This window comes from Martelella sp. NC20 (assembly GCF_013459645.1).
GTDB lineage: Bacteria > Pseudomonadota > Alphaproteobacteria > Rhizobiales > Rhizobiaceae > Martelella.
On the sequence record NZ_CP054863.1, the window covers coordinates 247,320 to 263,340 of the forward strand.

General features: G+C 60.6%; 5 protein-coding genes and 1 pseudogene. 5 read left to right on the top strand and 1 reads right to left on the bottom strand.

The annotated features are described in order from the left end of the window. Positions 1-636: 636 nt before the first annotated feature. Positions 637-2,457 carry a potassium/proton antiporter gene (locus tag HQ843_RS29125; protein ID WP_180903578.1) on the top strand — a complete coding sequence of 607 codons (1,821 nt, stop codon included), beginning with the start codon at positions 637-639 and terminating at the stop codon, positions 2,455-2,457. A 319-nt stretch (positions 2,458-2,776) separates the two neighbouring features. Here HQ843_RS29125 and HQ843_RS29840 read toward each other — a convergent pair whose 3' ends face one another. Then, on the bottom strand, positions 2,777-6,625 hold the full coding sequence (locus HQ843_RS29840; protein WP_180902473.1) for an autotransporter domain-containing protein: 3,849 nt from the start codon (positions 6,623-6,625) through the stop codon (positions 2,777-2,779). An 818-nt stretch (positions 6,626-7,443) separates the two neighbouring features. On the opposite strand from HQ843_RS29840, the gene HQ843_RS29135 reads away from it, so the two are divergent. The 4 genes and pseudogenes from HQ843_RS29135 (at position 7,444) to HQ843_RS29150 (ending at position 15,984) form a co-directional block, all read left to right on the top strand. Then, on the top strand, positions 7,444-9,360 hold the full coding sequence (locus HQ843_RS29135; RefSeq protein ID WP_180902472.1) for a mechanosensitive ion channel family protein: 1,917 nt from the start codon (positions 7,444-7,446) through the stop codon (positions 9,358-9,360). A 120-nt stretch (positions 9,361-9,480) separates the two neighbouring features. Next, positions 9,481-10,399, top strand: a pseudogene (locus tag HQ843_RS29140) (transposase); the annotation flags it as partial. 273 nt (positions 10,400-10,672) lie between these two features. Then, a complete protein-coding gene (locus HQ843_RS29145; protein WP_180902471.1) occupies positions 10,673-12,208 on the top strand; it encodes a winged helix-turn-helix domain-containing protein in 1,536 nt (511 codons plus the stop codon). Positions 12,209-12,471: 263 nt separating this feature from the next. Beyond that, positions 12,472-15,984 (top strand): S8 family serine peptidase, encoded by a 3,513-nt coding sequence (locus HQ843_RS29150; protein ID WP_246710496.1) that lies wholly within the window; start codon positions 12,472-12,474, stop codon positions 15,982-15,984. Positions 15,985-16,021 lie beyond the last annotated feature (37 nt).

Genomic DNA, 16,021 nt, shown 5'->3' on the forward strand with positions numbered 1-16,021 from the left:
TCATCTGCCCCAGGCTCAACTCACATGACAGGAGCGCTGTCAGAAACGCAAGAAGCAGAGCAATTGCTTTTCCTGTGACGTACAACTTAGTCATGTTTGACCATCAATCGGAGCAAATGTACCCTTCCAAAAAAATCCGAAAATGACAGATACCCTCGCTCAAAGAGCCTGGCAATGGCATCTGGTCGTTGCAGCGCTTTTCAATTGGTAGCCGCAATTTCGAAAGCCTATGCAGCAGGTAACGTCCTGGGACGTACTCTGATCGCGGTTGTCACATTGCTCGCGTAAGGCGTCACAAACCAGCGTCACGGTTCTCTCTTCGAGGTAGGCATCCGGTACACCTTGTCATAGCGTTGGATAGGTTCAGTCGACCAATGCGGTGTTCGCGGATACTTGCATGAGCCGGCATTTGTATCCACCGAGAGTAGCAAGGCGGCCGGCGGGCCGACCAGAAAGCGGGACAATCTCATGCTTGCGCTGGCAGTGAAAATCCAGCAATAACAGAAGACGATCAATCCTGTAACCTGCAGCTTTCGGAAGTTGGCATTTCTGCCATAACCGACCAATGTTCATCCGACTTCTGAACTGCGTCTCCTGTGTGAATGAGTAGAACTGGAAGGACCTTGCTACGCCCAAATGCTTGATATGATCTTTCCCATTTCACTGGTGGCCGCGGCTCTTGTGCTGCTATCCGTGCTGACGAGCGTGCTGGCTTTCCGGTTTGGAGCACCCTTGCTGTTGGTTTTTCTTGGGATCGGGCTGATAGCCGGTGAAGATGGGCTGGGCATTACCTATAACGACGCCAGTTCAGCCTATTTTATCGGAAGCCTCGCGCTTGCGATTATCCTCTTCGACTCCGGTTTCGAGACGAAACTGCACTCCTTCCGGCGTGCTGCGATGCCCTCTATTTCGCTTGCCACCATAGGTGTAGCCCTGACTGCAGGGTCGATGGGACTGGTCACACATCTGATTTTTGGCTTGTCCTGGCAAGAGTCTTTGCTTCTTGGTGCGATCGTGGCCTCGACGGATGCTGCGGCTGTATTCTTTCTGCTGAGAGTGGGCCGCATAACGATTCGGGAGAATGTCCGATCCACCCTGGAAGTTGAATCGGGCTCCAACGATCCGATGGCGATTTTCCTGACCGTGGCGTTTCTCGAGTTGGCTCTTGCCGGCACGTCTTCGCAGGCGCTTTGGTGGGATGTTCTACTGGGCTTTGCAATGCAGCTGGGCCTTGGCGCGCTGCTGGGAATGATCGGGGGGTATGTGATCGTCACCGTGGCCAACAAGGTAACGTTGGAAGGCGCGCTTTATCCCATTGCTATTCTTGCCGCCGCGATCTGCCTTTTCGGCTTTGTCGGAATGGTGGGCGGCAGTGGCTTCCTCGCCGTATACGCGGCGGGGTTGGTCGCAGGAAACAGCAAGATGCTCGGCCAGTTGGGACTGCGGCGCTTTATGGAGGGGCTAACATGGATGGCACAGATCGCCATGTTCCTGACTCTTGGGCTTTTTGCGACGCCATCGCAGTTCCTCGACGTCGCTCTTCCGGCGATCGCGTCCGCTATGGCCCTGATTTTCGTCTGTCGGCCGTTGGCCGTCTGGATATGTCTGTTACCGTTCGGATACAAACGCAATGAAACGGCTTTCGTCTCCTGGGTGGGTTTGCGCGGCGCCGTCTCCATTCTCCTTGGTATCATACCGCTCGCCGGGGGATTGCCAGAAGGCAACCTGCTGTTCAACGTCGCCTATATCGTGGTGCTGACATCACTCCTCGTGCAGGGCTGGACGATCCGTCCCATGGCGCGTTGGCTCGGTCTGATTGTTCCCAAAAGGATCGGGCCGGTTGAACGTGTGGGGTTGGAATTGCCGGGTGGTGCTGGCCACGAACTGATCGTCTACAGAGTCGTGAAAGACAGCCCCGTTCTGCGCGGTGAGCGTCTTCCACGGTGGGCGCGGCCCTCTCTCGTCGTTCGCAATGGACGCTCCATGCGCTTTCAGTATGCCGGCAGGCTGCAGGAGCACGATCTCGTATACATGTTCGTGCCGCCCTCTTATATTCACCTTCTCGACAAGCTGTTTGCCAGCCCGGCAGAGCTTACACAAGATGACGCCGATTTTTATGGAGGTTTCAGTCTGGAACCGTCGAAGACGATGAGCGCACTTGCACAGGCCTATGGTTTGAGGACCATACCGGATGACCAGAAGGACGTTTCGATTGCCGACTATATGAAGCAAAAGCTCGGCGGTGGCGTCGAAGTCGGTGATCGGGTCGGATGCGGCGGCCTCGATCTTGTGGTGCGCGAGGTAAACCAGCACGGCAGCGTTTCCGAGGTTGGACTGGTCGTTGATCAACCCGATGCTCAAGCCCAGATTCCGCTGTTTCTCAGCGGCAAAGATATGTGGCTTTGGGCAAGGCAAAAGATATCCCGAAGGTCGGTTGAAGCGGAACCCGACGACTGAGGGTGTGAGAACATCCACGTTCCAGCCCGGGCAGCCCGTGTCCCATGATCCTACAAAAAAATCGACTCGGACTTTCGTTGATTCCTGAGCATCCATCTGAGACAACCCAACATCTTGGTCCACTTACGATTGTTTTGAAAACAGCCATCGTGCAAAAGCTGGTTGCACTTGCCAACCATTCCGACAGGACAGGAAAGGGGTGCCAAAGCACGCTTGACCAAGACGGCTACTCTAAATGGAAATCCACAGCCGAGGCGCTTTGTCATTTGCTCTCTCGCACTTTTGTGGTCATGCGAAACAGCCTTGCTGCGAAGCTCCTCTAGAACCGAACCTTCAGCCCGGCGCGAACGCCATTCTGCGTGACGCCGTCGCCGAACTGGCCGGCATAGCCGATGCCGAATTCGGCATGCGGCGCCAATTTCAGGCTCAACCCCGCCTCGACGACCGCTGTATTGCGGGCAATCGGCGTGCCGGCGACTGAGAAACTGTCGCTGCCTGAAAAGGCCATGGCGGCTAGCGGAGTGATGTCGCCGAAAGCATGCTGCCAGCCGAGAGTGCCGGAAAGCGTCGCTTTGGTGCTGCCAAGCGCGAAATCCCGTTCCGCCCGCGCGCCGATCGTGGTGAAGGTCGTGTCCATATCGGCGGCGCTGACAGAGAGCGCCGCCGCTCCGCCGGTCTCGGCAAATCCATCCTGATGGAACCCGACATAGGACAGCCCGGCAAACGGCTCAAAGGCTGCGAACCCCGTTTCGAAGCGGTAGGCTGCCTCGCCGAAGGCCTGGAAGGTGGCGGCGTCGTAGTCAGCCGTGAGTGTATTGGCGAAGCCGGTAAACGCTACCGTGCGGGTGCTTGAAACATCGTGCCAAGTGTAGCCAAGCCCGCCACGAAGCGCAAAGTCGCCCCAGCCGCCCGCGCCGTATAGGGCAAGGCTCCAGTTGTTGCTGTCGGCCTTCCCGCCGCCGCCAGAAACGGTGATTTCGCTCGCGCCGTAGCCGCCAGCAACGCCCACGAGGAAACCATCGCCAAACATGAAATCGACGCCGGCCAACACGCCGCCCGCGGAACCGGTATAGCCTGCGGCATTGCCGTTGCCATCGGCATCCGTCCAGTTGCCGTCGCCGGAAAGCCAGAAGGTCGGTCCGCCACCAGCCTCTGCCGGAGCGAGCGCGTCGAATGCAGCGCCTGCCGCGGGCTCTTCGGCGTATTGCGTCGCCGTGCCAGCATTGTTTGAAGTCGCGCCGACGCCGCCCTGCGCGTTGCGCATGCGGTCGGTCAGGCCGTTGCGCATCAGGGCGCTGCCGGTGACAAAGGCGGACTGCGATGTGGCGTTAATCACGCCCGAAAGCGCATCAAAGGCAGAACGAGCCGCATCCTCGGAAGGCAGGAGAAGCAGCGCATCGTAGAGGCCCAGTGAAGGTTCCGTGGCCGGCAGGCTGTCAAGCGCGGCGGCCGTTGACCGCTGGTTCGGCGTCTCGGCCGCGGTCACGAGCGCGCGCGGCATGGCCTTGACTTCAACGGTTACGCTGTCGGCGAGATAGTTCACCGTTCCATTGAGGAAGATCGACGTCGTAGTGACGGTGGCGAAGCTGCCGTCAATGCCGGAGGCCGCGATGAGCGTATAAGTTTGCCCATCGCGGTAATCAGCATCGGTATCGACCAGCACAAGCTGAAGTTCTGCGCCGCCAACCGTGACCGTTCCGCTCGCGGAAAGAAGGTCGGCAGAGCCGTCAGCAGCCAGTTCCGCCTCGAGGATGCCGCCCGGCGCGAGGGTCACATCACCGGCGACCGTCAGCGCGCCGATGGCGTTGCCGGGCGCCAGCACGCCGCCGGCCAGAACCGTCACCGTACCAGTCGTGCCGGTGCCCGCAAGCGTTCCGCCATCGAGGACATTGACGGCCCCACCGAGAGCGCCGCTGATGGCAAGCCGTCCGCCGGAAACGCTCATGGCCCCGGAAAAGGCGCTGTTATTCCCGGCCATGGTCAATGTGCCAGCGCCCTGCTTGCGCAGCATGCCGGTTCCCACGATCAGGTTGTCGAGCGTGGCATCGGTCGGCTGATCAAAGGTCAGCACGGCCTCGTTCTCGAGCGCGATATTGCCATTGAGCCCGGATGTGGCGTTGAGGAAGGTAAGGGTGTTGTCACCGCCTTGGAAGGTCACGGCGTTTGCCTGCGTCAGGCCGTCGCCGGACATGCCGCCCGTGATCGTGCCGCCGTTGATGAGCGTGAGGCCGATGCCTGCAACGCCGACGCCGCCAGCGCCATTGCCGGCGGTGTTGTCGATTTCGGCCATCGCGCCCGAGGTCGGCGGAGCGATGCCGGCCGCACCGCCATTGCCGCCGAACCCGCCTTGCGAGGACGAAGTGACGGTATCGCCGCCTGCGCCGCCATTGCCGCCGGTGATCCGGGCGGAATTGTTCATCGCCCCCGTCGCCGTTATCAGCGCGCCGTAGCCGCCCGCGCCGCCGCCGCCCGCAGTGCCCGGCCCGCCGCCGGTCGGGCCATCGCCGCCATTGCCGCCATTGCCTCCACGCAGATCCGTGTTGGTAAGAACGCCCGAAAAGCCGTTGCCATGAAGGCCGCCACCCCCGCCGCCGCCACCGCCGGAGCCGGCCCTATTGCCGACGTTCTCGCCATCTTCGCCGTCCATATGTATTGCTGTGCCGCCAGCCCCGCCGGCAGGCCTGGTATAGCCGATACAAATCTCTGGCCTGCAGGCCGTATTGCCGCCTTCTCCGCCCTGGCCGCCGCCTGCGCCACCACCGCCGCCACCGTAATAGACCGAAAGACTATCACCGGACGCGGCGCTTCCGCCACTCTCGCCTGTGTACCCGGCTCCCCCCGAAAATCCCGGCATAAGCTTAAGGACGAAATTGGGAGGAGGACTGGGATTTGGGCTGCGAGACACCATGCCTCCGCCCGCTCCGCCATCGGCGTGGGCTGAGGGAGCCGCCAGCATCAGGGGGCCCATGGTTACCCCGGCCATCATCGTGCAGGCGAGAAGCCGCGTGGTCGCCGACACGAATTGCATTCTCGCGACAGGCTGTCGTCGTGTAAAGTGTCGCGCCGCACTGGCCCTTGCCTCCGGAAACGCCCGAAGTGCTGCCGCATAGGCCTTCCCCGCGCATACAGGACGGCAGGCCTGCTCGAAACGCCAGATGGGCGCCGGCTCGTCGGCGCGCCTTCGCAGGTAGTCCAGAGCACTGTCCACGGACGGACGATCGGGATCGAGAAAGCAGGCCTCTCTGGAATAGAGCTCCCGGTGCACCGGCAGGTCCGACAGCAGCAGCGGAACGCCATGAAGCGCCGCCTCTGCCGCCGACATGTTGAAGCCCTCGAAGCGCGAGAGGCTGACGAAAGCCGCAGCGCCGCCATAGAGCGCGTCGAGCTGCCGGCGTTCGACATAGCCGAGATGGCGCACCCGATTACGTATCTCAGCAGGAAGGCTTCGGGCAAGCGCCATCACCCGCGCGTCTCCTTGACCAGTCATCACGAGCTCGATCGACTGGTCGCGTGAGGCAAGTTCCGCGAAAAAATTCAGCAGGCCGGAAAAGTTCTTGTGCGGATGGTGATGAATTGGCGCCAGCAGATAACGATGCGTACCGGGCGCCACAAGAGGTCGTATTTTCCGCACTGCAACGGGATTATAGATAACCCGCCCGCTGCGCGGCGTACCAATCTTTTCCAGAAACTGAGAGCGCGCGGCCTCGCTGATGAAGATGATCTCATCGGCATTGTCGCGAGCCTCGGTAAAGGTTTCGAACAGCTCTTGCCTTACAGACTCGTTGAAAAGCGAGGGAAGATAGGCAAACTGAACATCGTGGATCACGTTGACGACCCGCGGCCCGCCGGCTCGTGCGCGCCCCGGGATCGGAGACTGGAAGTTCGGGTAGAAGAACACCGCGTCCGGATCACGCTCGGCCAGGCGCTCGGCCGCAAGGCGCTCGCGATAAAGATAGGACAAGCGGGCATCGGGAAGGCGAAGTTCGTCGGCAAGCGATCGGACCGACACGAGTTCGGGGCCATAACTGTTCTTCAGTTCGCGATAGAGGATTTTCGAAAATTCGACAACGCCGCCGATCTCCGGATAGTCGTGGACGATATCGAAATAATAGATCCGGGACGCGCCGAGGTGCTCCGCCAGAACATCCGCATCGATACCCCTCGCCATCGCCGCTCCCTTCAGATTTTAAAGAAAATTTAAGTTAACCACAGCTTACTAAATTGCTCACAGCTACCGCAAGACGATTTATTGCTCGGAAGGCGCGAAAATGTGCCGCGATGCAGTTTTGACACAGGAAGCAGATATCCGGGATCAGCACCTTCTGCGCGGCAAGGATGATGGCCTTGACCTTGCAATCCGATGTTCGGCGGGTAAGGCTCCTTTATTGCCGCGTTCCCGGCCGACAAGCGCACGAAGCGCTTCCAAAGGAACGCCGCTGACCCGCTCCTTAGCTTTGCAAACTCGTCAGCCAGGTTCTTGCTTCTCATGCAATCGATGTTCCATCGACAATCACATGGTCATAATCCATGGAACATTTCTCTATGGGAGGCTTCGATCGGAAGACGGCGCGCAGCATGTCGAGGGTGACGACGGCGCGCGGGGTTCCGCAGGCCCGCATGCGACCATTATCGATACTGAGCGCCGCATGATCTGGGCGACATGCCTGCTCACTTTGCATTAAATCGACAGGCAAGCGCGTCTGTATACTCTGAGGGAAATCCGCCGACGCCTGAAACCGGGTGCGCCATGAAGTCCGGGGCGCCGATACGCCGCAAAACCCAAACCCTTCAACATCAAACGCGTGCCACCAATTTCCAGATCAACCGGGGTGAAACAGACACAACGACGCCCCATGTCCCGCGATTTATGTCCAGAAAACCTGACAGATCATGAAGAAGGCAGGTTAAAAGACCGCGCGAATCGGGTAGAGTCACGAAGTCCGAATTTGGGGTCGAAACGCCGGCGCCTCGCAATGGAGGGGACCGATGCCGACCATCTTCAATTCCGCCAGATTTTTTGCGGCGTGGTTCGTTTTCGCCCTTTTGACGGCGGCATGTCTTCAGCTCACGCCCGCAGCCGCCCAGGAAACTGACGACGAAAAAACCTCCACCGAGCTGGTGCAGGAAATCTTCCAGGATGCTCAGGGAAATGCCGGCCTAAAGGCGCGTTACGAACGGCTGGTAACGAACCCGATATCGCCGCCCGACACGCGCAGCCCGCGCGCAACGCTCGAAAGTTTCCTGGTGATCATGCAGACGGCCAGCGAACTCTGGCTCGAGGTGCGCGACAGCTATTTCGACGGCGACACCTTCTTTATGACCAAAGCCCAGCACGATCAGCTCGTTCTGGTACAGTCGCTTCTGGAGAAGGCGGCGCGGACATTCGATCTCTCGGCGATACCGGCCGCTTCCCGGCAGCGCGCGAGCATCGAGACGGTGCTGCAGCTCCAGGAGATATTCGACCGGATCTATCTGCCGCCGGTGGAGGAAATACCGGGCCTTGCCGCGGGCGCGTTCGCGCTGTCGGATTCGGACGCACAAGCGCTGCCGGCAAAATGGATCATTCCCGCCACCAGCCTGACCATCGAGCGGCAAAGGGACGGCCCGCGGGAGGGCGAATATCTTTTCACCCAGAGCACAATCCACCAGATCGACGACGATTACGAGGAGGTCAAGGCCCTGCCGATGATCGCCGACCTCGGCGAAGACCTCTACCAGTATTACATCTACACGCCGGGCAGCTTGGTCGCGGCACGCTGGTATGAGCTTATTCTCGATGGCCCCTATTGGCTGCGTTATGAATTCGGCAATCAGGCCTATTGGCAATGGATCGGGTTGGCGATCATCGCCGTCGTGTCGGTGGTCGCACTGGTCTGGTTCAGCCGCTGGAATACGCGACGCGCGGTTCCGCTGGATCCCGCCAGACGCCAGATGCGTCGCGTTGTCACGCCCCTGCTGATCATCGCTGCGGCAAACCTCATCCGCTTCCTGATCGAGGAGCAAATCAACATCACCGGCGATCTGCTCCATTTCACCACCACTGCCCTGAGCGCCCTGATATGGACGGCCACGGCCTGGTTCACCTATCAGCTTCTGCAGACGCTCTATATGTGGACCATCCGCAATCCCGCCGTCAGCAATGCCTCGCTGGATGCCAGCCTGCTGCGCACCGGATTCCAGGTGATGTCCTTCATCGTGGCGATCATCGTGCTCGGCTATGGCGCGACCCAGATCGGCATTCCGATCTACGGCGTCGTCGCCGGTCTCGGCGTCGGCGGCCTGGCAATCGCGCTCGCCGCCCAGCCGACGCTTGAAAACTTCATCAGCGGCGTGCTGCTCTACGCCGACCGGATCGTGCGGGTCGGCGACTTCTTCCAGTTCGACGATACCGCTGGCACGGTGGAGGAAATCGGCATCCGTTCGACGCGCATCCGCGCGCCCGACCGCACCCTCATCATCGTCGCCAATGCCGATCTGGTGAAGCGCAAGATCACCAATTACAGCCGACGCGACGTTTTCCTGTTCAGGCACAAAATCGGCCTTCGATACGAGACTGACGCCGACACGCTGTACAAGGTCATGGAGGATATCCGGACGCTTCTCGCATCCTACGAAACCGTGCTCGAATCGCCGAGGCGTGTCCGGCTCGTGGAATATGGCGATTCGGCCGTGCTGATCGATATCTACGCCAATATCTCGGCTACCGACATGAACGTCTTCCTGGAGGTGCAGGAGCAATTGCTGCTTTCGATTCGCGACATCGTCGAGCGCCACGGTTCCGGTTTTGCCTATCCCACCTCCACCGTCTATCTCGCCAAGGGCGATTACAACGAACCCAGGCCGATCGCAGACGTTGCGACCAAGGAGAACGCCGGCAAAGCGCCGAACGACGAAGGGCCCTAACCCGTCTTGTTCACGACGCGGCTTGAAAAGGCTGGCGGATGCAGCTTCAGCGATCGATTTGGCGTAAGGTTCGGCTGTCCATACCAATCCCTTCACCTCATCTCGTGACCCACACCCACCATGACCGACAATACGTTGCCGCCGGCTGCTTTTCCAGCCGTGTGCGCCAAGAAGATCACAGCCGCGTTCGATGGCGGCCGCATCACCTCGGACGGCGGCTTCATGCTTCTGGCCGTCACCGAGCGGCTGCCTGGGTCGGGTTCTGGTCGATCTGTGGCTGTCGAACCATGCCACGCGCTAGAAACTGTCACCCTCGACATCGACGAAACGGTGGATGTCGTTCACGGCCATCAGCAGCTCTCGCTCTTCAATACCCATTCCTGCCGATCCACATCTATCACCCCGCCACCGGCCGGCCCGGCGCCATGATCCTGCGTCCCGGCAAGACACCGGCGGGCAAGGAAATCCGTGGTAATCTGCGCCGCCTCGTCCGGATGATCCGGCGCGCGCCGACAACCCGCATCGAGGCGACCGCCGACGATACCCGCACCCGCCGCGCCCTTGAAGAGAAACCGGTGCTGAGCGACTATGCCGCAACCTGGTACAGGGCGAAATCCTGGAAGGTGGAGCGCCGCGTCTGCGCGCGCATCGAGGCGACCACGATGGGCCTTGGCATCCGCTTTGCCGTCACCAATCTCGGTGAAGGCTCCGCCGGGCACATCTACGACGTTCTCTACTGCGCCCGCAGTCAGGCCGAGAACCTGATCAAGATGCACAAGAGCCAGCTTGCCTCCGACCGCACCTCCTACTGCTCACCCTGCACACCGCCGCCTACTGGCTGATGCTGACACTGCGCGACGCCGTGCCCGCAACCGATTGCCTGCGCAAGGCCGAGTTCGCCACGCTCAGGCTGCGCCTCCTCAAGCTCGGCGCCCGCGTCACCGAGACCGCCTCGCGCGTCCGCGTGGCCTTCACCGCCGCATGCCCCGAGTCCGAGCTCTTCCGCCATCTCGCCGGCGCCTTGCAACCGGGCGCGCCATGGAGGCAGGGGCGGCGATGCCCGCAGAACCCAAACCCTTTAATATCAAACGCGTGCCACCAACTCCCAGATCAACCTAGGTGAAACAGACACAACGACGCCCCATGTCCCGCGATTGATGTCCAGAATACCTGACAGATCATGAATAAGACGGGCTAGCCGTGGCGCGCCTGCAATCTGCAAAGAGGGATAAAGCACGTTTAGCGGCTAGAAGGATGACCCCTCCCGCATAGCTTGCTTTACCATAAACCGACCAGACCATAGGGTCGGTGCATGCGGTATCTTGATATTGAATTTTCAGAGGATTTTCTGACGGCTGACCGCGATGGAGACGGTACGCGACTGACCTTCACACGGCAGGAAAGAATTCTGCTGCAACACTTTACGGCCAATACCGAACGCCTGCTCAGCCGCAGCGATCTGCTCTCTGTTTTAGGCGGACAAAGCGACGCCGTTAGCGACCGTCATGTCGATTTCCTGATCAACCAGCTCCGGCGCAAGCTTCAGGACGCACCGCGCACGCCCCGCTTCATCCGAACGCAGTATGGCGAAGGCTATGTCTGGATTGCGCCGCACACGTCGGTGAATGCAGAGAATCCGGACGCGTTTTTGATCATCGGACCCATCCGCGGCCTGAAGCGGGGCGGCGCGGAGGCGGCGCGCTATCTCGCTCAGCTTCATCAGGCGTTTCAGGCAGGTCTCGGTTCCGACAGGACGGTGATTGTCGAGGGGTCCCACAGGGTCGAAACGCGGCATTTCAGCATCGAGGTGGTCTTTCATCTTCATGACGAGGTTCTTCACGCCGCGCTTCTTCTAAGGCATGCCGGTCAGTTTATCGGCATGAAACGGGTCGATCATCGCGCAGGCAGCAATGAACTCGGCGTCGAGGACATCATGCAGGCCATCTGGTCGCATCTCGCCCTGCCGCCGCCAAGCGGTGGTTTGCCCGATGACTTGCCGCCATGGATCCGCCAGCATGACGCGGCGCTCACGCTCAGCGGCAACCCCGCCAAGGTCAGCTGGCGGGACAATGCGCGCATGCTCGAGCGCGCCATGGCAGAAAGTCCGCATGACCAACGTCTGAGCGTGATGTGGGCGCTCAATCTCTATGCCCGCCTGCTGCAGAGCATGAGTGAACCGGATCAGTGGCTTTCCCGGCATGAATGGCAGGCCATCGAGCGGGAGATTGAAGAGACAAGCCTGTCCGTTCTGGGCGAGTTGCCGCAGATGCCCGAGATGGGACTGGCCGTCGCCAAGCTGCTTCTGTTCGTCAACAATGAACATACGGAGCTCGCCGAAAGTCTGGTGGATCAGGCTCTCCGACATGGTTCTGCCTTTGCCACCGCGGCGGCCTTGCGGGGAGAAATCGCGGCGATCGAAGGGGACATCGATGCCGCGTGCCAGCTCTACGACGAGGCGTTGGAACTCGCCGAGCCGGGCACGGAGTTCTTCATCTATCTGATGCTGCTGAAGGCTGGTGCACTGCGCGCCGGAAACAGGCTGGACGCGTTGCAGGCGCTTGCCGAGCGTCTGCGCATGATAGCGCCGCTCGCGCATGCCCGCCTGGGTCTGCTGCTCGCGCCCGAACTGAACGAGGGCCATATGAGCCGGACGGTCGCGGGCGCCGAGCTGACATCGGCCATCGCGGCGCACATGCTTCAACTGCTCTACAATGTCTTCGGCCGCCGCTTCAAGAAACTCGAGCACCGCCGAAACATCATGGACGCGCCGATTGCCGCTTTCTCCGCGGCCTTTGGCGACGATGTCGTCAGCGAGAGCATCAGATCCGGCGTATCCAATCCGGCCTAAGCCCGGCGCGGCGGCGATAATCTGGTGCATTTTCTGCGGCCAGGGCGGATGACGCGTCCACGACACCGACGGTGGAAACTTGCGAAAAGTCAAGAAAATCGCCGTTTCAAATACTGAGCAAACATTTCTGTGAGATGACCGGAGCGTTCTGTTTCGCGTAGGGGGACGGAGCGGACGCAGGTCGGTTTTTCAGCCTGGTCAGCACCGCTTGTCGCCTTGATGCGTCGAAACGCGTTTGTGACCGGTCATGATTGGACATGCATATGCCCATAACTCCTGCCTTTCCTCGCCCCCGTTTCTCCGGCCGGTTCGGGCCTATCGCCGTCTCGGCGCTGCTGACCTCGACCCTGCTGGCGACCGGCGCGCACGCCGACGATCTTCCGACGAGACCTGCCGAAGAGAGCGAGGCCGTTGCCGATCAATCGTCGGTGGCGGTAAGGGCGGCGCTGCAGGAGGCAACAGCCTTTGGTCGCAAATCGCTTCTTGCCAGTATCGTCGAGAACGCGCGGCTGACGCCTGAGCGCGCCGACCTGATCGAAGCGGAGGCGCGAAGGCTCCGGCCCGATCTCGCCGCATCAATTTCCAAGGCAGTAGCATCCGGCCGCCACATCGCAAGCCTGTTTCCCGAGGCGTCGGTGTCCGGAACGGTCCGGACGCAACCTCTGGCATCCTCCCCAGCCGCGCGCGCCACGCCTTACCCCGGGGGCAATCCCAACATTCCGAAAGATACGCTCAGTGAATATCAACGCAACTATTCGCTCGATGCCATGCATGTCGATGCTGCGCTTGAGAAAGGTTTTACCGGAAAGGGTGTCGTCGTCGGCGTTATTGACACAGGCATTGCCATTAGCCCCAACGGGACTGTTCACCCTGAATTTGATGGTCGCGTCGATCCTCGTTCAAAAAGCTACCTTCACTGGTTTGACCCAAGTGTCGAGGGCGAGCACCTGACCCGGGAACAGTTTGAGGCCGCTTTCGAACAAGGTCCGGACGACCCCTATGATATCGATGGCCACGGAACCCATGTCTCCGGGATTATTGGCGCAGGTCGCAACGGTTTCGGCATGGAGGGGGTTGCCTCTCAGGCAACCATTCTCTCCGTTGGAGCGATACCGGGAGGCGATGGCGAAGTCTTCGTCAACGGCGAGGATTTCGATATCGATGATTTGCAGTATTGCGGGCCATCCCTGTTGAATGGAACCTGCGCGCCCATCACCGGTTCACGCGTTCCCGATACTGTAGGGTTTGAATATCTGTCGCAGTTTTCGGATGTGAAGGTGATCAATGGCAGTTTCGGTTCCACTGCTGAACCGGATCAGAAAACCTGGGATATACCTGTCAGGGAGCAAGCTCAGTTCATGGCTGACGCCGAAGCCATGAGGCAAAGCCTTGATGCCGGTCAGGTGATCGTCATGTCTGCAGGCAACGAATTTCTTGAGGCTCCAGTTCTTGCGGAAAATCCTTTCAGCAGTGGCCTTTTCCCCTTCATTCAGCCGAAAAATGAAGCGGCTACGAACTCCTCGGGCAGTCTGGTCTATGATGATCATGGCACCGGGCTTGACCTCAGCTTCACTTCCGCCGAAGTACTGGCGGCTGCAGAAAAACAAGATGGCATTGCCCGCGGTCGAATTGTCGTCGTCGTCGCGCTCGATGCTTATAATCAGATCTCCAGCTATTCCAACAGATGCGGCGTTGCAAAAGAGTGGTGTATTGCCGCGCCGGGCGGGGATCAGCCATCGGGAGCGGATAGCGGTATTTATTCGACCGTCCCTGAAGATCTGGTCCCCAGTGGCTATGATTCCTACTCAGGCACTTCGATGGCAGCTCCGAATGTGTCCGGCGCCGTTGCCGTCCTGACCGAGGCCTATCCGAGCTTCACCCCGGCGGAAATCGTCGAAATCCTGTTCATGACCGCCGAGGATCTCGGCGCTGCGGGGATTGACGCTGTCTATGGTTGGGGGCTGGTGCGGCTTGACCGCGCGCTTTCGGTCGGCCCGGTCGGCATGACCGGCGAAGGCGTCTACACGGTTGGCGCGGACGGCTCCGACACGACCTGGATCGTCTCGTTTATGAGCGATGGAAGCCTTGAGAAGCAGGGCGGCGGCACGCTTTCGATCCTCAACGCCGCAGCCTTCAGACAAGGCGCGGGCGTCGAGGACGGATTGCTGGCGGTTGATGGCGCCCTGACGACGCCGGAACTGCATGTCGGCAGGAACGGCACGCTTGGCGGTACCGGGCGCGTTGCGGCCGATGTGGATGTCGAGGGCACGCTTGCGCCCGGCCAGTCGCCTGGAACGATGACCATTGCCGGCAATGTGAGCCTTGCGCCGACGGCAACCATGGAAATCGATGTCGATGGCACGGGGACAGAGAACGGCGCCGGCAATTATGACCGCATTCTGGTGACCGGCGCGGCCAATGATTTCGCCGCCAACGGCACCCTTCAGCCAAGGTTGCGCGGCATTTCCGGCGCCGCCACCAACGCCTTTACGCCGATGCCCGGCGAACTTTTCACCTTTGTTCAGGTGGCCGACGGCAGCGTCACGGGCAGTTTCGCTAGCCTGGACCAGCCGGATGCGGGCCTTGCTCCAGGCACGCGGCTCGACGTGCTCTACGCAGCGGATGCGCTTTCCCTGGCCGCCACGCCGGAGCGCTATGCCGATCTTTCTGCATTCGGCGTTTCCGCCACGCAAAACGAAAGGGCGTTGGGCACCGCGATCGACAGAAGCCGGCCCGCGGCGGGCGTGCGCCCCGATCCCGCCTATAATGACAGTTTCAACAGGCTTTATGCCTCCGACATCGACGCGCTTGCCGGCGGGCTTTCGTCGCTGACCGGCCAGATCCATGCCGAGATAGGCACCAGCGCCGTCCGCGCCATCGGCCGCTTCGCCGACCGCGTCGGCGAGCGCCAGGTGGGCCTTGCCACCGGATGGCTCTCCGAGACGGGGACGCCCTATGGCGCTGGTGAGGTCTGGGTCAGCGGCAACCATGCCTACACGGATGTAGGCTCCGCCGGCGCGATCTCCGGCTATGACGTCAACGCCAATAATGGTGCGTTCGGTATCGACTGGCATTTCGGGCAGACCATTGCCGGCGTCGCGGGCTCCTATGAATATGCCGACATCTCGGCAAATGTGAACGGCGACGGCAATATCGGCACCTACCAAGCCGCAGCCTATGCCACGTTTGAAACCGGTGGCCCGACCGTGGCCGTACGCGGCGGGCTTTCCTATGGCGACCTTTCAACCAGTCGGCTGACCACGCTCGGCAATTATGCCGCCATGGCCAACGCCTCGGGTCACGGCATGGGCGGCTTTGCCGAATTTAGTGCCTTTCAGGATTTCGAAATGGCGGCGCTGACGCTGACGCCATCCGCCACGCTCGGCTATCGCGGTTTCCACCGCGATGCGATGACCGAGACGGGCAGTCTTTTTGCGCTGTCATTGCCGGATGAAACCTTCTTCGAAACGCAGACCACGCTGGCCTTGTCCGCCTCGCATCGCTTTGCATTCGACAACGAGCTGAAGCTGGAGCCGGTGTTGAGCGCAGGCTGGCGCCATGACTTCGGCGATCTGGACCGGTCCTCGAACCTTGCCATCTTCGGCAGCGGCTTTGATGCATCCGGCGCGGATATCGGACGCAACGCCTTTATCGGCCGCGTTTCTGTCAATGCCATTGCGTCGGACCGTTTTACCTTCGGCGCAAGCTACGAGGCGGAACTCAGAGACAATCTCACCAGCCAGACCTTTTCCGCGAATGCCAGCCTCAAATTCTAGAGAACCATGTCAAGCTCAAAACAGGGGATATAGTTTC